The organism is Sorangium sp. So ce321, assembly GCF_051530195.1.
Classification (GTDB): Bacteria; Myxococcota_A; Polyangia; order Polyangiales; family Polyangiaceae; genus Sorangium.
Window position 1 is genome coordinate 13,518,460 of sequence record NZ_CP150329.1, and the last position, 19,669, is coordinate 13,538,128.

The window sequence follows — 19,669 nt, forward strand, 5'->3', positions numbered from 1 at the left end:
CGTCAGGAACGCGAAGAACGCCAGGAGCGCCAAGAAAAGGATGAGCCGTGGGCTCTCCTGTCGTCCTTGACGTTCTGGTGATGTCTTGTCCGGGTGGCTGTGCTTGACCCGGGGGAGCGCCGTCCCGGTCGATCCGACGCGCCAGCGCTCCAGAGGGGCAGTCCCGCGATGCGGCGAGAGGCGCTCTCGGAGCGCGGGGGATCATCGCGTCATGAGCGAGATGAGCGAGCCGCGAGGGGCTGCGTCACTTGCTCTGGATGACGCCGCAACCGATGCGGCCCCCGGCGTTTCCGGACGGCTGGCCGCCGTCGTCCTGCTTCTCGTGGACGATGATGGCGCGACCCAGAAAGGAGTTCGGCGCGCCCTGCTTGAGGCTCGCTCCCTTGGCGACGATCTCGTGGGAGCCGGTCCCATCGGCCTTGACCTCGATGTTGCCGAGGTCGCCGAGGTGGCGGGCCGAGGCGTCGGGGAGGCCGTGCTGATGGTTCTCGGGGTTGTAGTGCGCGCCCGCGCTCTTCGCGTCCGGCGCGCTGCAGTCGCCGGTCTCGTGCACGTGCACGGCGATCTTGCCCTTGGGGGCGCCCGAGACCTGGACGGTGACCTTCACGCCGCCGTCGACCTCGGTGAAGCTCGCCGAGCCCTTGAGCTTCGAGTTGGTCCGCGCCTCGATGGGCACCTCGACCGTGACGGGCGCCGCGGCCGCGGGCGCTGACGCGGCGCCGTCGCCTTGCGGGCTGGCCTCGGGCGCAGGCGTCGCGGGCGCGGCGGGCGTCTCCGGCGCCGGCTGCGTCGGCTCGGCGGGGACGTCGGGGACCGCAGGGGCCGGCTCGGGCGCGCCGCCGCAGGCAGCGACAACCAGGGCGAACGAGGCGAGCAGCGAGAGGGAATAGGCCGGTTTCGTCACAGCGGAGACCTCCAGGTTCGTGAAGCGTTGGACCTCGGCCGTCTCGTAGAGCGGACCCGGCGGGCGATCAATCGGCGAACTCTACAATCGTCAGGTGCGGTCACCGGCGCGGCCGAGGTCTGGCGGCGATCCTGTTCACCGAGAGGGTGGGCAACCTGAAAGGAATGCCGCGCCCTTCGCGCGAGGGCCGAGGCGCTCCGCCACCTGGCGGCAAGTCGTATGCTGCGGCGCACGCCGCCTGAGGTGCCGAGTGGATGTGGAGGAGGAGATCCGGTCATTCACCGGGGGTACATGAGGGGATTTCCTGAAGCTCGCGCGCGCTCATCCATGGTATCGGCGGCGCGCGCGGCGTCCGGCGGACAGGCGGCGGAACGGCGCCGGGCGGTGGACGAGGCGCGGAGTCTACCTCCGCGCCTCGCGGCCGCCTCACTGCGCGCTGGGGCAGCCGATCTGCGCGGTGCCGATCACCACGTCGTCGATCCACATCGTGCGCGGCTCGTCGGCCTGGTAGGACTCCCAGCCGAGGGCGATCTTGTCGAACGCCGGCGCGGTCCACTCGAAGTTCTCCACCTCGTTGGCGCAGCCCTGGCCGGTCCCGGACACCTTGAGGTCGGTCAGCTCGGTCCCGTTGAGCCAGAAGCGCATCTCGTTCTTCGGCCCGTCGAAGCTGAACTCGACGCACGACCACTCGCCGACCGGGACCACCGTCTCCTCTGTTGCGTGGTGCCAGCAGTCCGTCTGCGGGCCCGTCTTCGGGTCGCTCCAGTAGCCGGGCGTATCGTAGTTCGCCATCAGCTGGCTGCCGCCCGTGACCGGATGCTGGCCGCCGTAGCGATACTGCGCCGCGTAGGGGGCCCCATTGAAATCGCTGCCGGGAATGGTCCCAGAGCCGTCGATGATGGTCCAGTGGACGTCCCCGGTGGGCGCGGACTCGAGGAAGAACATCATGCGACCGTGAATGACGTTGGCGTCGGTCGGCAGCTTGTCCGCGTCCACGAACTGGATCATGGCGGACTTGTAGTTGTTGTCCCCGGTGCTCGCGGGCGTGGTGAGCTTGACGGACTTGGTGCCGCTGAAAGCCTTCGACGTGTCGACGCTGACCGCGGAGCCGTCCATGGCCGTGTAGACGGTCCACTTGTCGCCCGGGGCGCCCTGGCCCTCGTACGACTCGAAGTCGTCGCAGATCAGCGACGTATCGGCACACGCCGTGTCGCCGCCGCCGGTGCCGCCGCCGGCGCCCGTGCCGGTGGTCGACCCCGCGCCGCCGGTGCCGCCGCCGGTGCCGCCCGTGCCGGTGGTCGACCCCGTGCCGGTGGTCGACCCCGTGCCGGTCGACGTCGACGAGCTCATCTCGCCGTCGCCGTCGTCATCGCCGCACGCGGCAGCGCCCATAGCAGACATGGCGAGCAGTCCCAGCAAGCTAACGCAATAATGAAGCTTCATATTCGTTCGATCCTCCGCCGCGACTATTATACGAGCGCCTCGCGTGGTTCAAGAACGAACGTTTGTGTCGGATCACCCCGTCCATGGGCCCGAGAGCCCATGACCCGGGCGAGTGCAGTGTAATCCGCCATCCCCGGAAGCTGCCTTGAAGAGCCGCCCTCCGCGCCTCCGGGAGCGCGCGTGAACGCTCACACCGCGCCGCCGAGGGCCGCTTCGGGCGAGATCGCATAGAGCTTCTCCTCTCCCTGCTTGCCCCGGATCCGCACCATCGCGGGCACCGCGCCTGCCGGGCTCCCGGCCGCGGCGAACGTCGCCTCATCCATCAGCAGGCCACCGGCCCTCGCCTGCGCCTGAATCCGAAACGCGGTGTTCACACGATCGCCGATGATCGTGAACTCCCGCCTGCCGCTCGACCCGATGCTCGCCAGGAGGACCGGCCCTGTCGAGAGCCCGAGCCGCGTCGGGAAGGCAGGCCGGCCGTGCGAGCGCTGCTGTTCGTTGAAGTCCTCGATCGCCCGCTGGATGCGCTGCGCCGCCGCGAGCGCGTCCGGCGCGCTCCGGAAGAACGCGAGCATGCCGTCGCCCACGTACTTGTCGACCTCGCCCTGGTGGTCGTAGACGACCTGCGCCACCGTCGCCATGTAGAGGCTGAGATCCGCGAGCAGCGGCCCCGGGTCCTCATGCTCCGAGAGCCGCACGAAGTCCTCGATGTCGCTGACCAGCACCGTCAGCACCTCGCGCGCCGGCGGGCTCGGCCTGTTCGACGAGACGCTCTCCTCGATGCTCTCCCACGCCCGGTCGGACAGGTACCCGCGCAGCGCCGCCTGCATCTGGCGGACCTGCGCGTAGCGCTCCTCGAGCTCCTTCCGCTGCCGCTCGAGCTCCCGGCGCTGCCGGTGCAGGAGCAGCTGCGTGCCCACCCGCGCCAGCACCTCGCGCAGCTCGAACGGCTTCGTCACGTAGTCGACGCCGCCCGCCTCGAACGCCATCACCTTGTCGCCGATGCCCGTCATCGCGCTCAGGAAGATGACCGGGATGTCCGCCGTCCGCGGGTCCGCCTTCAGCCGCCGGCACACCTCGTAGCCGTCCATGTGGGGCATGTTCACGTCGAGCAGGATGAGGTCCGGCGCCACCGCCGCCGCCGACATCAGCGCCATCGCGCCGCTGATCGCCGCCCGCACCTCGTAGCCCTGCGCCGTCAGCATCGACGTGAGGAGCGACAGGTTCGCCGGCATGTCGTCCACGATCAGGATGTTGGCGGCGTCTTCCCGGGGGCGCTCCGGCCGCGCGCCCCCGATCTCTACGCGCGCGCGCGGCGCCGGCTTTGCGTCGGTGTCCGTCATGACGGCTCCTCCTCGTCTGCGCTCGATAGCGCCAAGATGCTGTCGAAGCGATACCCCCGCGCGAGCTCGGCCACCGCCCCCGCGAGCTCCGCGTCCTCCGGCCGGAACTGCTCGATGGCCGCCTGCACCGCCTTCGCGTCGAGCCGGGTGGCCGCCCGCCGGAGGTCCTTGCGCAGCGACGGGGGCAGCTCGGCCGCCGCGCGCGCCAGGTCGACGGACCGCGCCGCCGGCGCCCGCGCCTTCGACGACGACGCGGCGGGGCGGTCCTCGTGCTCGAAGCGGGCCCCGAGGTGCTTCGTCAGGAGGTTGAAGATGTCCGCGTCGCGGAACGGCTTGCTCACGAAGTCGTCGCACCCGGCCTCCGCCGCGAGCGACCGGTTCTGCTCGAACGCGCTCGCCGTCATCGCGACGACGACCGTCTCGCGCCCCCGCGGGCTCGACTTGATGCGGCTCGCCGCCTCGTAGCCGTCGAGCAGCGGCATGCGCAGGTCGAGCAGGACGAGGTGCGGCGACCACGTCTCCCACTGCGCCACCGCCCCGAGCCCGTTGGTCGCGCTGCGCACCTCGACGCCCACCGAGTCGAGCAGCTTGAGCAGGCAGTGGCGCACGTCCCACCGGTCGTCGACCACGAGCACGCGGTAGCGGGGCTGGCCCGGCGCGAGGCCGACGACGCGCCGCGAGCGCGGCGCCGCGCTGAGCCGCGCGCCGCCCGCGTCGGGGAGCGTCAGGCGCACGTCGAAGCGGAGCGTCGTCCCGCGGCCGAGCTGGCTCTCCACGTGCATGTCGCCCCCCATCATCCGCACGATGCGGCGGCTGATGTGCAGGCCGAGGCCCGTGCCCTCGCCCGACCTCCGCCCGCTCGCGGTCTGCGCGAACGCCTCGAAGAGCTCCGCGAGCTCCTCCTCGGCCATGCCCCGGCCGGTGTCGGTCACCTCGAACGACACCCGCGCCCGACCCCCGGTCGCGACGTCGTGCGCGCCGCCCTCACGCACCCCGGTCGCGCGCCGCGCCCACGCGCGCAGCGTCACCGATCCCCTCGGCGTGAACTTCAGCGCGTTGCCGAGCAGGTTGATCAGCACCTGCCGCAGCTTGCCCTCGTCGCCGTGGACGAGCTGCGGCACGTCCGGCTCCCGCTCTACCGTGAGCGTGAGCCCCCGCTTCTGCGCCTCGACAGCGAACATCTCCGACAGCCCCGAGAGCATCTCGTGGAGGTCGAACTCGGCCTCGGCGAGCGTCATCCGGCCAGCCTCGATCTTCGCCATCTCGAGGATGTCGTTCACGAGGCCGAGCAGGTGCTCGCCGCTCTTGCAGATGACCGCGAGGTTCTCGCGGTGCCGGTCGCCGAGCGACACGTCGCGCTCCATGAGCTGCGCGAAGCCGAGGATCGAGTTGAGCGGCGTCCTGAGCTCGTGGCTCATGTTGGCGAGGAACGCGCTCTTCGCCTGGCTCGCCGCCTCGGCCTCGGCCTTCGCCCGGCGCGCCTCCTCCTCGGCCCGCCGCGCGTCGAGGAGCTCCTCGGTGAGCCGCTGCTCCGCGGCGCGGCTCACCGCGAGCTCCTGCGCCTTCCGCTCGAGATCGCGCTCGCGGGCGCGGAGCCGCCGGCGGAGCGCCCAGAGGACGACCACAACGAGGGTCCCGACGACCAAGGAGGCGGAGATCCCGACCAGCTGCATGCGATATGCCCCCACCCAGCCCATCGCGGCGGGGAAGGCCGGAGCGCCGATCCCGCCGGAGGGCAGCGATCAGCGTACAGGAGTTCGGGACAGCGCGCGGGGCCGCGTTCGGGCGCGCCGCGCGGCTTCGCCCGCGGGGCGGCGCGCTCGTCAGGTGGACCACGGAATCGCCTCGCCGCAGCGCGGCGCGCGCCAGCGTCGCGTCCGGTCCGCGCCGGCGCGCGCCTGGCCGGCGCTCCCGGCGCTACGGCGCGCCGCCGTCCGGCCTTGCCCGCTGCCGCGGCGCGACGACCTCTTCCGGCGGCGCGGCGTCTGCGCTGCGCTGCCGTGGCGCGACGACCGCGTCCGGCGGCGGGGCGCCGGCGTCTGCGCGCGGCGCGCCGCTCCCGTCGCGCGCGGGCAGCGCCGGCGCCGGCGGCTGCGCGGGCTGGCGGAGGCCGCGCAGCGAGGCGAGCCGATCGACGAGGACGCCGGCCTCCTCGGCCGACAGCTTGACGCGCGCGTGGAGCGCCTTGCCCTCGGCGGCGATCGCGACGCGCTCGAGCACGGCCCCGAAGCCGATGAGCCGCGTCGCAAAGTCCTCCGCGCGCGCGTCGCGGGCGGCGCGCAGCTCCGCGCCGAGCTCCGCGCAGGGGGCCTCCGCGTCGCAGAGGACGACGCCGTGGACCGCGATCTCGGGGCCGAGCGCGACGCCGACGCCGCCGGAGCGGATGGACGCCGCGGGCGACCGGCCGGCGCCGCTCGCGGCGAGCTCGCGCCCGAGCTCGGCGCGCTGCTCGGGCGTGAGGACCACGGTGACGCGCGCCGCGCCCTCGCCGACCTCGCGGGCGATCCCGTCGTGCGCGTCGGTCGCGCCGACGGCCGGGGCGCGACCGTCGGCGGCGTCGATCATGGCGCGCAGGTACGCCCCGCCGCCGAGCAGGATCGGCCCGCCGGGGCGCACGGCGATCTCGCCGTGGCCCTCCGCGCTCGAGTCGCGCACCGCGCGGAAGCTGCCGATCGTGGAGACGACCGGCTGCCCGCCGCGGGCCTTGATGACCTTCGAGGCGCACGCGAGCAGCGCCTCGTCCTGCACGGCGCCGGACGCGGCCAGCCCGAAGTCGCCGCTCTCGCCCGCCGCCGGGATGGCGACGGCGACCTCGGTCAACGCGGCCAGCGGGTCGAAGCCGCACACGTCGCGCACCTTGCCGAGCCCGGGGATCTCGCGCTCCTCGCGCAGGAAGGGGGCGAACGCGGGCGAGGCGCGCAGCGCCGGGAGGTCGAGCGTCGCGACGAGCAGCGCGCCCGCCGGCACGGCGTCGAGCGCGCGGGGCGCGGCGAGAGGCGCCTCCTGCCGGCGGCCGAGGAGCCAGGCGAGCCCGCCGCCGAGCAGGACCCCGGCGAGCAGGAGCACGAGGCCGTCTCTGGTCCGCGTCTGCACGCGCGACCGTTAGCACACGGGCGCCGCGGGCGCCCCGGCGGCCACGCGCCGCCGCGCGGGCGTCGGTCACGCGCCGCCGCGCGGGCGCGGCGACCAGAGCGTGCCCCGGACGAGGTCGAACACGGGCACGGTCACGTTGAAGTTCCAGCGCTTCATGAGCCGCGGGTCGTGGTGCCGGCGGTGGTGCTCGCGGAGCCGCGCGAGCCCCGGGACCCGGTACACCGGGCTGTCCGGCGGCAGGTGGTACGCGAGGTGCAGCCACTCGTAGCTGACGAAGAGCCCCATCGCCGTCGCGAGCCCGAGCAGCGCCGCGTCCCGCGAGAGCAAGAGGCCCGCCGCCGCGGCGATGGGCAGCAGCAAGGCGAGGACGAGGAGCGCCGAGCCGGGCGGCGTCAGCACCAGCCAGAGCTCGCGGGCGCTCCGCAGCGCCATGTCGTCGGCGGTGAAGGCGAGGTGGTGCTCGCGCTCGTGCCGCTCGCACAGCGCGCCGAGCAGCGGCGCCCGCCGGTGCAGCACGGACCGGTGCGCCCACCACTCGAACGCGAGGCCGAGCAGCAGCGTCGCCGGGACAGCGAGCAGCTCGACGGGCTCGACGGCGTCGAGGAGGCGCACCGCCGCCGCGAGCACGACGACGCCGAGCGCCGTCGGGGCCGCCAGGTGGAGCGCCGGGCAGTACCCGCGCGGGATCCGCGCCGCGATCTCCGCGCGCCGCCGCCGCCGCGCCCGCGGAGCAGCCGGCTCGTTCACAGGCATCAAAAACTATGAATTCTAAAAAAACAGAACGCAAGCGCGGGCGGGGTCGCCCGCGAAGGGGCGCGCTCAGCTTTCGTGGCGGTCTTCCCGCGGCTCCGCGCCGTCGTCGGGCGCGCCTCCGTCCGCCGCGGGCGCGTTCCGCTCGAACAGCGCGCCGATGGCCTCGCCGATGCGGCCCATCTTCGCGGCGAGCAGCACCACGATGAGCAGGAAGGCCGTCAGGGCGATCTCGTTGTGGGAAGCGCCGAGCACCATGTGCCGAGGTCTACCACGCTGCGCGCGCGGCGTGGTCGGCGGCGGGCAGCGAGATCGGCGGCGGGCGCGCCTTCGCAGCCGGGCGCTCGCGGCGCGTGGAGCGCGGCGAGCGCGGCGCAGCGGGAACTCCGCGGGCGCCGCGATCGCGTTTGACAGCCCGCCTACGACCGTTGAGAGTCCAGGCGATACGGGGGCCCTGGGTGCTCCGCTGGGCCCCCGCCACGAGATGACCGCCGTGTCCGAGCTCCGCGACGATCACGAAGCCGTGCAGGCGCGCCTGCGCGCCGACGCCGTTGTCCTGGCCGACGCCTCGGCGGAGGGAGCGGCGATCGGCGCGGCGCTGCGAGGGCGGGGGTTCGAGGTGATCGCGGCGCCGATCGACGAGCTCGAGGCGCGCCTCGCGATCGACGCGCCGCGCGTCGTGATCGTCGACCTCGATCAGCCCGGCGCGATCGAGGTGCTCGAGCGCCTGTACCAGCGCCCGGGCGGCGTCGCCGCGTCCGTGCTGCTCGTGGGCGATCCGGTCCGCTCGGCCGAGCTCGACCCGCAGCTCTTCGGGCAGGTCTTCGAGCGCCCCGTCGACATCGCCGAGCTCGCCGCGCACGTGAGCGCCGTCGCGGAGCCAGGGCGGTTCCGCGGGGATCAAGGCGTCGCGGCGCGCCTGATGGCGGGCTACCCGGGCCCGCTCGACAACGAGGTCCCGTCGAACCCGGACTTCGCCAGCGAGCTCGACCCGCTCGACGTCGGGTCGGTGCTGCCGCCGCCCGAGGACGGCGAGGCGATCGGGCCGCGGCTCCTGCCGGCGCGGATCAGCCCGGAGCTCGAGGAGATCCTCGTCGCCGCCGAGCAGCGGGTGACGGCGAAGGCGCACCCGTCGAGCATCCCGGCGGCCGAGGAGGACGTCGACCTGATGCTGTCGCCGGAGCTGCTCGCCGCGCTCGACGAGCCGCTCGATCCGGACGAGGAAGAGCCGCGGACCGGCGCGAGCCAGGGGTACGCGCCGCGCCTCGCCGGCTCGGCCTCGCAGCCGCGGACCAGCTCGGACCCGCACGGCGCGGCCGCTCCGCAGCAGTCGGCCACCCGCGCCGAGAACACCGGGCCCGGAGACCCGCTCGCCGAGCTCGCCGAGCCGGGCGAGGGCGACGAGGAAGCCCTCCACGTCGAGCCGTCGCGCGACGCGGTGTACGCGACGAAGCGCACCGGGCCCGAGCTCGCCCCGTTCTCGCTCGACAGGGAGGCGCACCTGTCCGGCAGGGACGAGCGCGATCTCGGCGCGACAGCGCGCCGGAGCGTCGGGCGCGACGCTCCGCCGCCGACGCCGCGCGACGCGGGCCGCCCCCACGCGTTCGTGTCGCCGCCGCCGCGCGTCGAGGCCGCGTGGGATCGGTCGCCCGCGCCTTTGCCCGCGCCGCGCGAGGAGCCCGCCTGGGACCGCGCGCTGCCGGGCGTCACGCGCGAGGAGCTCGACTGGGTGCGCGCCCCGTCGGGCCGCGTCGAGCCGTCGTTTCACCAGCGCTACACCGAGCCGCCGCCGACCCGGTCGCGCGGCGCGCGCGACGCCCGGGCGCCCGGCTTTCCGCCGCCCTCGCCCGGCTTCCCGCCGCCGCCGCCGCCTCCGCCGGGCGTCGCGCTCGTGTCGCCTCCCTCGGTCGAGGTGAGGACCGCGCTGCTGCCGCCGGGCGGCGGGGCCGACCCCGAGCCGCTGCCGCCCGCGCCGCTCGCGGTCCGCTCCGCCACGTCGGCGCGCGTCCCGGTGCCTCCTGGGCCGGCGACGCTCGGCGCGGGCACGCTCGGGCGCGGCTTCCTCCCGCCGACGCCGCCCGGCGCGCTCGGCCGCATGCCCGTGTCTCCCCCGCCGTCGGTGGCGATCTCCGGCGCGGCCGGGCGCGCGCCCATGCCGCCCATGGGGCCCGTGCCCTCCGCGCCCGCCACGGTCAGCACGGGCGCGTTCGGCCGCGTCCCGCCGCCTCCGTCGCACGAGCACGAGGACGAGGAGCCGGTCTCCAGCGAGGCCTCCTCGACCACGGTGCTCGGCCCGGGCGACGCGCCGCGCGCGCTCGCCCGCGCGGTGGGCAGCCGCTCCTCGGGCTCGCTCGCGATCGCGACCGAGGAGGGCGCGCGGCGCATCGTCCTGCACGACGGCGACCTCGTGACCGCCGGCTCGAGCATCCCCGAGGAGACGCTGCTCGCCTTCCTCGTCGGGCGCGGCGACATCGAGCGGGAGGTCGCCGCGCGGCTCGCGGGCAAGCTCCCGGCCTCGGGCCGGCACGCCGGCGCGGCGCTCATCGCGCACGGCCACCTCGGCCAGGACGACCTCTGGCCGGTCCTGCGCGCGCACGCGGAGTGGGTCATCGGGCACGTCGTGCTCGTCGAGGCCGGCACGTGCGATCTGGAGCCCGAGCCGCCGGGCCGCCTCAAGGCGGAGCCGAACGTCTTCGGCGGCGCGACCGGCGCCGAGGTCTTCGTGGAGACGATCCGCCGCGTCATCGCGCCCGAGGTCGCGCTGCGCCGCCTCGGCGGCCCGGGCGCGCGGCTCGACGACGGCGTCCGGCGCAACCTGCTCGGCGAGTGCGCGCTGCGGCGCGAGGAGGAGGAGCTCGTGCGCACCGCGCGCGGCCGCACGGTCGGCGAGCTCGTGAGCGCGGCGGAGCCCGAGAACGCCAGCGTGCTCTACGCGCTCGTCTGCCTGGAGGTGCTCGACGTCCTCATCCCGCCGTCGATCACCGAGGCGCCGCCCCCGCCGGTCGAGGACCCGCTCGACGAGGAGGCGATCCGGCAGCGCGTCCGGGCGCGGCTCGCCCTGGTGGAGGACGGGGACTACTTCTCGATCCTCGGCATCCCGCGCGACGCGACGAACTACGAGATCCGCCGCGCGTACCTCGCGCTGCGGAAGGCGTTCGAGCCGTCGACGCTGCTCACCGCCGCGACCGTGGACCTGCTCGACGACGTGCGCCTCGTCATCGAGGTGCTCGACGAGGCGTACGAGATCCTGCGCGAGCCGCACCGGCGCGAGCGGTACAGGCGGGCGATCGAGGCCGGGCCGCCGTAGCCGGGAGGGCCGAGGGCCCGCCCCTTGCAAACGCTCGCACGGCAGGAGGCATCATGTCCAAGGCGAGCGAATTCATCGAGGCCCTGCGTCGGATCGAGGAGAGCGGTGACGTCGAGCCCATGGCGCGGCTCTTCGCGCCCGACGCCGAGCTCAGCAATGTGACCATCACGCGGCCGCTCCGCGGCCCGAACGGCGCCCGCGATTTCTGGCGCGGCTACCGCCACACCTTCGGCGAGGTGCAGTCCGAATTCCGGTGCGTCGTCGAGTCCGACAGGTCCTCCGTCCTCGAGTGGAAGAGCCACGGGACGCTCGCGAACGGGGTGGTGTTCTCGTACGAGGGCGTGAGCGTCATCGAGCACCATGCCGGCGTCATCACGCGGTTCAAGGCGTACTTCGACCCGAGGGCGCTCGGGATCCAGCTGGAGCATGCGGCATAACGCCCCCGTTCAGCTGGAGCACGCGGCATAACGCCGCTCGCCGGCCCGCGCGATCGCGTCGACCACGACCTCCCCCTGCTCGACGCCCACGAGGGCCGCGGAGCCTTCCTCCAGCTGGCCGCGCAGGATGAGGTCCGCGAGCGGCGCCTCGATGAGGCGCGAGATCGTGCGCTTCATCGGCCGGGCGCCGAGCTCGGGGTCGAACCCGCCCGAGTCGAGCAGCGCGTCGATCGCCTCCGGCTCGACCTCGAGCACCACGCCGCGCGCCTCGAGCTCGCGCTCCAGGCCGCCCAGCAGCCGGCGCGTGATCTCGGCGACGTCCGCCCGCGTGAGCGGCGCGAAGCAGATGACCTCGTCGATGCGGTTGTAGAGCTCGGGCGGGAGCGCGGCGCGCGTCGCCGCGAGCATCGCCTCGGAGAGGCGCTCCGGCGAGACGGCCTGCGAGGCGCGGGCGAAGCCGACGGAGCGCTCGGCCTTGAGCGCGCCCGCCTCGGCCGCGCCGAGGTTCGAGGTCATCACGAGCACGGTGTTCGTGAAGTCCACGCGCCGACCGCGGCCGTCCGTCAGGCGGCCCTCGTCGAAGACCTGCAGGAACGCCTCGAGCACGTCGCGGTGCGCCTTCTCGATCTCGTCGAGGAGCACCACCTGGTACGGCCGCCGCCGCACCGCCTCGGTGAGCTGGCCGCCCGCCTCGTGGCCCACGTAGCCGGGCGGCGCGCCGACCAGCCGCGCCACCGCGTGCGACTCGGCGTACTCGGAGAAATCCAGCCGCGTCATGGCGTCCGGCGAGTGGAACAGCGACTCGGCGATCGCCTTCGCCGTCTCCGTCTTGCCCACGCCGGTCGGGCCCAGCAAGAGGAACGACCCGATCGGGCGGCGCGCGCGCAGGCCGGCCGCGTTCCTGCGGAGCACCCGGGCGATGCGCGCGAGCGCCTCGCCGTGGCCGACGACCCGCTCGGCGAGCAGCGTCTCCAGCGCGAGCATCCGCTCGCGGTCGGTCTCGAGCAACCGCTCGACCGGGAGGTCGGCGAGCTCGGCGACCACCTCGGCGACCTCGGCGGGGGTCACCTGCCGCGCGGGCTGCGAGGGCTGACGGAGCGCGGCGCGCGCGCCCGGCCCGCTCTGCAGGGCGCGGCGCCGCGTGCGCGCGCCCGCGAGGTCGAGGATCGAGAGCGCCTTGTCGGGCAGCGCGCGCCCGGGCAGGTAGCGCACCGACCAGGCCACGGCCGAGGCCAGCGCCTCGTCGGTGAACGCGAGCTCGTGGTGCGCGCCGAGCCCGACCGCGACGCTCCGGAGCAGCAGGAACGCCTCGTCCTCCTCGGGCTCGTCGATCTCGACGATCGTGAAGCGCCGCGCGAGCGCCGGGTCGACCTCGATGCTCTTCCGGTACTCCTCGGGCGTGGCGGTGCCGATCAGCGTGATCTCGCCGCGGGCGAGCGCGAGCTTGAGCTCGGCCATCGCCTCGTCGAGCGCGCCGCTGCCGAAGAGCTCCGACAGCCCGTCGATGAACAGGATCACCCGCCCGCCCGCCTCGCGGAGCTCCGACCGCAGCGCGGCGAGGCGCTCGCTGAGCGCGCCGCGCGCGCCCGTGCCGGCGATGAGCTCCGACGGCACGAGCTCGACGACGATGCGGGGCTCCCGCTCCTCGAAGGCGAGCCGGTGCGCGATGCCGCGCGCGACCGAGGTCTTCCCGACGCCCGCCGGGCCGAGGAGGCAAGGGTTGTTGGCGTTGCGCTTCGCCAGCACGTCGAGCGCCTGCTCGATCTCGCGCTCGCGGCCGACGATCGGCTCGAGCTCGCCCTGCGCCGCCGCGAGCGAGAGGTTGTGGCCGAGCGAGGCGAGGGCCGGGAAGCGCGCGCGGTCGAGGGTGAAGCGCGCCGCGCCGGAGCTCGCCACGGCGGCGAGCGGCCGCCCCGCGGGCGGGACGGCCGGGAGGGCGGTCGAGGCGGCCGCGTCGTCCGCCGCCGGGGCGCGCCGCAGCGCGGCCGTGAGCGCCGCGATCGCCTCGGCGGAGGGGGGCGCGTCCCCGCCTGCCGGGGCCGCGACAGGGCGCGGGCGCGGCGGCGGGAACAGCGGCACGGTGACACCAGGGCCGGTGCCCTTGGCGGGCCGCAGCTCCGTCGCGGCGACGCCGGTGCCCCTTCCGGGCCGCAGCTCCGTCGCGGCGACGCCGGTGCCCCTTCCGGGCCGCAGCTCCGGCATGGCGACGCCGGCGCCCTTCACGGGCCGCAGCTCCGCGGGCGCGCGCGCCGGCTCGGCGGCCTCGCCGCGGGCGCGGCGCGCCGGGGACGTCCTGGCCGGCGCGGCCGGCTTCTCGGGCGCGCCGCCGTCCTGGCCCGCGCGCGGCGGCGAGGAGCGCCGCGCCTGCACGACGCCGAGCGCGATCTGGAGCGCCGAGGTCCGCAGCCGCGCGAGGTCGACCCCCGACTGCGTGAGCGCCCGGTGCGCGGCCGAGCTGCGGTCGGACAGGAGCGCGAGCAGCAGGTGGAGCGCCGCGGGCTCCTTCGCCGTCGCGCGCTTCGCGACGTCGCGCGCGCCCCCCATGGCCCGGCCGATCGGGTCGGGCCCCTCGTCGTCGACCGAGCGGGTCGCCTTGAGCAGGGCCTCGTCGTCGAGCCGCCGGTCGCGGAGCAGGTCCGCGGCGGGGCCTCCGCGCAGGGCGATGGCGGCGAGGAGGTGCACGCTCGACAGGCGCTCCTTGCGCTGGGCGGCGAGGTCCTGCGCGAGCTTGCGCAGCGTCACGAGCTCGGCGTGGGAGCGAGGGCTGGTCATCCTTGCAGAGGTCTCCAGCCCCCCGGTTCGCACGCCCGGCGCAGTCGGGCCAAATTTCGGAGCCCCGGGCGCGACGCGCCCCGAGCGCAGAGCGCCTGGGACGCTGCCGTGACGCCGCCGGGGAGGCGGCGCGGGGCCGGTCCGACGCCGTGCAGCCCCGGCGTGCCGTCCACGCGCGTCGCTCGACTCCACCGCTCGACCCGATCGCCTGTCCGATCGTCCCGGCCGAGCCGCTCGTCTCGATGCGGTCGCTCGGACCGAGGAGCCGATTCCCGGCCGCCGCCTGCGCTGCGCGCGCTCGGGCGACCGCGCGCCCCGAGCGCCGTGTCCCGAGCGCCGTCGAGCCGCGCCGCGACCTCCCGCCGGGGCCTGTGTCAGATGATCAGGATGACGTCGATATCGCTGTCCGCCGGGAGCGCGCTCCCCGCGGACACGTGGGGCCCGTCGGCGGGCGCCAGGCGGAGCGCGCCGGACGATCGCGGCCCCGCGCTCTCGGGGGAGAGCCCGCCGGCGTCGGCCGCGCTCGAGGCCCGCTCGCCGTGCGCGCGCGCCGCGCAGCCGGCGATCGCGGCGCGGACCGCGCCGAAGACGCTCTCCGCGTCGAGCCCGCCGCGCTCCTGGACGGCCCTGGCGAGGCTCTCGTCGACGCAGCCGGCGCACGGCGTCGAGGCGGCGGCGAGCCGCACGATCAGCGTCGCCTCCGAGTTGCCCAGTTCAACCGTCTTGAAGGGCACGGCGAGCGCCGAGCCCCTGCCCACATCCACGCTGACGAGGAGGTTGTCGCGGTCACGCACCACCACGGTTTCTCGTGGTTGTCGGGTGCTCGCGAGACATGGAGTCGGCTCGCCGTGATTCGCATTGACGAGGATCCACAGCCGATCCGAGCTCGCCTGTCCGCTCTTCACCACAGCATCGCTGGTGCGGCTCTCTGCCATTCGCCCGCCCTCCGAGGAGGCGAACCTATCGCCGCCGGAGGCGGACGGCGATGGGTCCACCGGACAGACAATGTCCGGACATGCGGGTCCGCTCGGGACGCTGCTATGCTCGACGAACGCGGTGCTCCCCAGGTCATCGCTGCGTCCGTTGCGCGGCCGCGCGCGAGGCGGTAAGCACAGCCACCGGGCGGAGGAGCGAGGCGTGGACGAGCCGGAGCGACGCGACGAAGACTCGGAGCAGGGCGCAGGCGGGGGGGACCGCGCGTCGCTCGGCCTCCTGTTCCTCGCGGCGGCGTTCGCGCTCGCGCTCCTGCTGACCGTCGTGGGGCTCCTGGCGTTCGCGGCGATGACCCCGCAGGCGCCCTCGCCGCTCGAGCGGCGCGGCGAGGGCGCCGTCCCCGCGCGGCACGGGGCCCCCTCCCTGGCAGCCTGAGCCGGTCGGGCCCGGCGCCGAGCTCGGCGGCGCCGGACGAGCTCGACCTTGCTCGCGCGACATCGCCCGCCTGCCGACGGCCGCGTGGCCTGGGCGGGATCGCCCAATGTTTGGCGAGGGTTCCTGTCACCCCCGTGGAGTGTTCATCGACACGCGACCGCGCACCGTCGCTGTCGATGTTCGTGTCGCGCCAGTCTCGGGAGGGACCGTGATCGAACGCTCGACCCGGGGAGCTAGCCGCAGGTCTTCTGGACGATGGCGAGCAGCGCCCCGAAGTCGACGGGCTTCTTCAGGTAGGCAGCGCCCTCGGGCGGGCCGTCGTGGCCCGAGACGATGGTCACCGGAATGGCGGCGAGCGCGTGCACCTGCTTCAGGGCCTCGAGCATCTCCTCGCCGGTCATGATCGGCATCATCAGATCGAGCAGGATGAGCCCAGGCGGCGGGTCCGCCTTGTGAAGCAGATCGAGCGCCTCCTTGCCGTTGCTCGCGCAGTAGACATCGTAACCTGCTGCTTCGAGCATCTCGCGCATCATCTCGCGGAGCTCGGCGTCGTCGTCCACGACGAGGACAGGGGCGCGCGGGTTCGGGGGAATCGGCGTCGCGCGCGGCGTGTTGGGCCCGCCGGTTGGCCAGGGTTCACTCATTGCTGTCACCTCTTCCAGACTGCGCAAGCATGCAGAAGCGATAGCAGGCCAGGGCCTTGCACGCATTGCATGCTCCCAGCATCTCCGGATCTTCTCCGGATCCATGGTCCCGGGCTGCGCGGGGCGGCGCCGCGCAGCCGACGCCGCGCAGGGGGGGCGAGGGGCGTTGCGGGAGCACGGGCGCCGCGAGCGAAGCCATGCGAAGCGACGACAGTTACGGGAGTTGCGCCGCGGGTCAAGCCTCTCGGCTCGCCGGCGGCGGCCCGGAGCGCGCTGAAACCCCGGCCTCCCCGCCCTCGCCGCCCTCGTCACCCTCGGGCGCGGTCCGGAACCCGAGCGCGCGCGCCTGGGCCGGGCGGGTGTGGCGGCGGCGCCAGACCACCGCGTCGAGCAGGTAGTGCGTCGCCTGGGGCAGCGCGAGCAGCGGCACGATCAGCGCCCGCGCGCGCGGCCCGAGGAGCGGCTCGTCCACGGCGCCGCCGAAGAGCTCCGGCCGGTCGTGCCAGACGAGCCGGTCCCAGAGCATCTCCTCGGCGAACGCGAGCGCCAGCGCGAGCCCCAGAAAGGCGAGGAGCCCGCCGGCGACGAGCCGCGCGACGAGCGAGCGGGGCGCCTCGATGGCCCGCTCCCGCGCGTAGGCGAACACCAGCGCCATGTACGGCACCCCGTGCACGAGCACGTTGGTGACGGTGAACTGGAAGTCGCTGTCGGTCGCGACGATGCCGACGTACCATGTCGCCGCGGTCGTCGCCACGACCACATGTTTGCCGAGGTTGAGCGGCGCGCGGGCGACCCGCGCCCGCTGGATCGCGCGGGCGACGTACGCGACGGCGAGCGCTGCGTACACGACGCCGAGCGGGCCCACCGCGGCCGCGAGCCAGGGGGCGCTCACGAAGTCGCCGTGCACGAACCACTGGAACGCGCGCGGCGGGTGCGCGTGCCAGTAGAGGAGCGGCCACCCCGTCGCCGCGTAGATGAGCGCGTCGTCGAGGAGGCGATCGACGCGCGCGCGCTCGCCCGCGAGCGCTCGATAGATCGCGACCCACCCGACCTGCTGGCGGACGAAGTGGACGACGGCGACGTAGGCGAGCGCGCGCCAGAACGTCAGCTCGGAGGCGAGGTGCAGCGCGACGCCGGCGGCGTAGCAGGCGAGCGGCACGGCGGCGTAGAGCGCGGGGTGGCGGCGGAGCTCCTCGGGGTCGAGGTACGTTCGGAACAGGGTCGTGTGCACGTGGGCCACGTCGACGCCGACCACCACGAGGAGGAAGCCCCAGGCCGGGAGCGCGCCGCCCGCCGAGAGCGCCGCGAGGCCGAGCGCGACCGCCGCGGAGCCGCCGAACACCGCGAGGTCGACGCCGCGGCCCCACAGGAAGCCGCCGTGGGCCGCGCCGCGGCGTCCGGCCGGCAGCGCGGCGAGCACGTCGGGCCCGGCCGTGGTCAACGCCGAGACCCGCGCGTCAGCCGTGGATCGCCGCGGAGATGATCCACGCGAGGCCCAGGATCACCGCGCCGATCACGATCGCGAGCGCGGTGTTCTGGTCCTCCTCGATCTCCTTGCGGATGGAGAACGGGGTGAGCTTCGTGATGATCACGAACGCCAGCAGGAAGACGATGAGCCCCAGGGCCACGAAGACGAGCGTTCCGACTACGGCTCTCATCAGGTTTTGAACGTCGGGCATCGGCGGTTCTCTCTGCGCTCGGGGCCACACTCCACGCGCGCTCGCGGCCTCTCGCGGCTGCGGGCGTGAGCCTACGCGAGTCGGCCGGCAGCGTGAAGCCGCGTGAAGCGACGCCGCCCCGTCGCGCCGCGGGCGCGCCCGGCCGGCGACGTGCTATCGCCTTGCCGTGTCGACGACCGTGAGCCGAACCCTGCTCCGCCGCGCCGTCACGGCCGGGCTCGCGGCGCTCGGCCTGCTGAGCGCAGGCGCGCCCCGCCCCGCCGCCGCGGCGCCGCCCTCCGGCGCGGGCGCGCCGCCTGCGGTCGCCGCGCCGCGCGGCGCCGCGCCGGCACCGCGGCCTCCCGCGGCGCAACGCAAGCCCGCCGGCGGGCGCGGCGACGGTGCGCGGCGCGGCGGCACCGCGACGGCGCGCGGCGCGCCCGCGCCGAGGCGCGGCGGCGCTGCGACGGCCGCCGCGCTTCCGGCGGAGGCGCCGCTCGAGCTCGCGCTGCCCATCGAGCGGGTCACGCTCCAGAACGGGCTGCGCGTGGTGATGAGCCCCGACAGGAGCTCGCCCACGGTCGCGGTGGCCGTGACGTACGACGTGGGCTCGCGCGACGAGCCGAGCGGCAGGAGCGGCGTCGCGCGGCTCGTGTCCGGGATGATGGCCCGGGGCAGCCGCAACGTGCCCGCGGGCGAGCACCTTCGCCTCGTGACCGAGCGCGGCGGCGAGCTCGCGGACGACGCGGGGGTCGACCGCACGACCTACGCGGAGGCGCTGCCCGCGAACGAGCTCGCGCTGGCGCTGTGGCTGGAGGCCGATCGCATGAGGGCGCTCGACCTGAGCGCGCAGGCCTTCGAGGCGCAGCGCCGGGAGGCGCAGGAGCGGCGCGGCGCGGTCCTCGGCGCCGCCCACGGCCAGGGCGCGATCCGGCTCCAGGCGCTCGTCTTCCAGGGGTACTGGCCTCACGAGCACCCGGCGCTCGGCGAGGCGGACGACCTCGCGGGCGCGGAGGTCTCGTGGGCCCGCGACTTCCACGCGGCCCACTACGGCCCGAGCCGCGCGGTGCTCACCCTCGCCGGCGGCTTCGACCCCGGCGAGGCGATGGAGCTCGTGCACAGGTACTTCGACGGCATCCCCGCGGTCGCCGCGGCGCCCTTCAAGGACGTCCCGTTCCCCGAGCAGACGAGCCAGCGCACCGCCGTCGTGCGGGACAGCGCCGCCCGCGCTCCGGCCATCCTCTACGGGTGGGCCGTCCCGCCGCGCTCGCACCCGGATCACCACGCGCTCGCGCTCGCGGCCGCCCTGCTCGGCCGCGGCGAGAGCTCGCGCCTCGAGGCGCTCCTCGTCGGCGACAAGGCGGTCGCACGGTCGGTGCGGGTCGCGCTCGGCGGCCACCGCGGGCCCGACCTGTTCTCCATCGACGTGCGGCTCGCCGAGGGCGCCCGGGTCGGTGACGTCGAGAAGCTCGTCGAGGGCGAGATCCGGACGCTCGCGACGGCGGGGCCATCGCAGGCCGAGCTGACGAAGGCGCGACGGCTCCTCCAGGCGGCGTTCGTGTCGGGCCTCGCGGACGTGGGCGCGCGGGCGCGGGCGCTCGGCGAGCACGAGCTCCTCTTCGGGGACGCCGCCCACCTGAACGGCGAGCTCGCGCGCTATTTCGCGGTCACCCGGGAGGACGTGCAGCGCGTCGCGCGCGATCACCTCGGGCCGACGCGACGGACGATCGTGGAGACGTACCCTCCCGCGGCCCCGGGAGCGTCCCCGCCGTCGCGGGCGCCGGGCCGCGCCGCGGCCGGCGCGCCGCGGGCCGGAGGCGGCGCGCAGGCCGCGGCTCAGGCGTCGCCGGGCAAGGGCGCGGAGAAGGCGACGCCGCAGCAGGCGCGCGGCGCCGCGGCCCGGCCTGCGCCGAAGAAGAAGCCGGCGAAGCCCAGGAAGAAGTGAGCAGG

16 protein-coding genes are annotated in these 19,669 nt (G+C 75.2%); 4 read left to right on the forward strand and 12 right to left on the reverse strand.

All coding sequences use genetic code 11. The features are described from left to right. Nucleotides 1-244: 244 nt before the first annotated feature. From WME89_RS50180 to WME89_RS50210, 7 genes are all read right to left on the reverse strand, one after another. Nucleotides 245-904 (reverse strand): superoxide dismutase family protein, encoded by a 660-nt coding sequence (locus tag WME89_RS50180; RefSeq protein ID WP_438006601.1) that lies wholly within the window; start codon nt 902-904, stop codon nt 245-247. A gap of 426 nt (nt 905-1,330) precedes the next feature. Then, nucleotides 1,331-2,347 (reverse strand): hypothetical protein, encoded by a 1,017-nt coding sequence (locus WME89_RS50185; RefSeq protein WP_438006602.1) that lies wholly within the window; start codon nt 2,345-2,347, stop codon nt 1,331-1,333. A gap of 188 nt (nt 2,348-2,535) precedes the next feature. Beyond that, nucleotides 2,536-3,690, reverse strand: coding sequence for a response regulator (locus WME89_RS50190; RefSeq protein ID WP_438006603.1), 1,155 nt, complete (start codon nt 3,688-3,690; stop codon nt 2,536-2,538). Then, nucleotides 3,687-5,363 carry an ATP-binding protein gene (locus tag WME89_RS50195; RefSeq protein WP_438006604.1) on the reverse strand — a complete coding sequence of 559 codons (1,677 nt, stop codon included), beginning with the start codon at nt 5,361-5,363 and terminating at the stop codon, nt 3,687-3,689. Before WME89_RS50195 ends, WME89_RS50190 begins: the two co-directional genes overlap by 4 nt. Nucleotides 5,364-5,607: 244 nt before the next feature. Further along, the gene (locus tag WME89_RS50200) at nt 5,608-6,783 is read right to left on the reverse strand and encodes a hypothetical protein (RefSeq protein ID WP_438006605.1); all 1,176 of its coding nucleotides are present in this window, start codon (nt 6,781-6,783) and stop codon (nt 5,608-5,610) included. A gap of 66 nt (nt 6,784-6,849) precedes the next feature. Continuing rightward, nucleotides 6,850-7,536 carry a sterol desaturase family protein gene (locus WME89_RS50205; RefSeq protein ID WP_438006606.1) on the reverse strand — a complete coding sequence of 229 codons (687 nt, stop codon included), beginning with the start codon at nt 7,534-7,536 and terminating at the stop codon, nt 6,850-6,852. Nucleotides 7,537-7,602: 66 nt separating this feature from the next. Next, nucleotides 7,603-7,791 carry a hypothetical protein gene (locus WME89_RS50210; RefSeq protein ID WP_438006607.1) on the reverse strand — a complete coding sequence of 63 codons (189 nt, stop codon included), beginning with the start codon at nt 7,789-7,791 and terminating at the stop codon, nt 7,603-7,605. Between the two features lie 235 nt (nt 7,792-8,026). Here WME89_RS50210 and WME89_RS50215 point away from each other — a divergent pair, with 235 nt between their 5' ends. Both WME89_RS50215 and WME89_RS50220 read left to right on the forward strand, forming a co-directional pair. After that, nucleotides 8,027-10,840: a hypothetical protein gene (locus WME89_RS50215; RefSeq protein WP_438006608.1), complete on the forward strand. Its 2,814-nt coding sequence runs from the start codon at nt 8,027-8,029 to the stop codon at nt 10,838-10,840. A 53-nt stretch (nt 10,841-10,893) separates the two neighbouring features. Continuing rightward, nucleotides 10,894-11,277 (forward strand): nuclear transport factor 2 family protein, encoded by a 384-nt coding sequence (locus WME89_RS50220; RefSeq protein WP_438006609.1) that lies wholly within the window; start codon nt 10,894-10,896, stop codon nt 11,275-11,277. 9 nt (nt 11,278-11,286) lie between these two features. Here the strand turns inward: WME89_RS50220 and WME89_RS50225 are convergent, their stop codons facing one another. Continuing rightward, nucleotides 11,287-14,049 (reverse strand): AAA family ATPase, encoded by a 2,763-nt coding sequence (locus WME89_RS50225; protein ID WP_438006610.1) that lies wholly within the window; start codon nt 14,047-14,049, stop codon nt 11,287-11,289. Nucleotides 14,050-14,423: 374 nt separating this feature from the next. Further along, nucleotides 14,424-14,843, reverse strand: coding sequence for a hypothetical protein (locus WME89_RS50230; RefSeq protein WP_438006611.1), 420 nt, complete (start codon nt 14,841-14,843; stop codon nt 14,424-14,426). Between the two features lie 343 nt (nt 14,844-15,186). On the opposite strand from WME89_RS50230, the gene WME89_RS50235 reads away from it, so the two are divergent. Continuing rightward, a complete protein-coding gene (locus tag WME89_RS50235; protein WP_438006612.1) occupies nt 15,187-15,417 on the forward strand; it encodes a hypothetical protein in 231 nt (76 codons plus the stop codon). A gap of 233 nt (nt 15,418-15,650) precedes the next feature. Here WME89_RS50235 and WME89_RS50240 read toward each other — a convergent pair whose 3' ends face one another. From WME89_RS50240 to WME89_RS50250, 3 genes are all read right to left on the reverse strand, one after another. Continuing rightward, a complete protein-coding gene (locus tag WME89_RS50240) occupies nt 15,651-16,061 on the reverse strand; it encodes a response regulator (protein ID WP_437622099.1) in 411 nt (136 codons plus the stop codon). Nucleotides 16,062-16,296: 235 nt separating this feature from the next. After that, nucleotides 16,297-17,502, reverse strand: coding sequence for a hypothetical protein (locus tag WME89_RS50245; protein WP_438006613.1), 1,206 nt, complete (start codon nt 17,500-17,502; stop codon nt 16,297-16,299). Between the two features lie 16 nt (nt 17,503-17,518). Continuing rightward, complete coding sequence (locus WME89_RS50250) at nt 17,519-17,719, reverse strand: DUF350 domain-containing protein (protein WP_438006614.1); 201 nt, start codon at nt 17,717-17,719, stop codon at nt 17,519-17,521. 199 nt (nt 17,720-17,918) lie between these two features. Between WME89_RS50250 and WME89_RS50255 the strand changes: the two genes are divergently transcribed. After that, nucleotides 17,919-19,664 (forward strand): M16 family metallopeptidase, encoded by a 1,746-nt coding sequence (locus WME89_RS50255; RefSeq protein WP_438006615.1) that lies wholly within the window; start codon nt 17,919-17,921, stop codon nt 19,662-19,664. Nucleotides 19,665-19,669 lie beyond the last annotated feature (5 nt).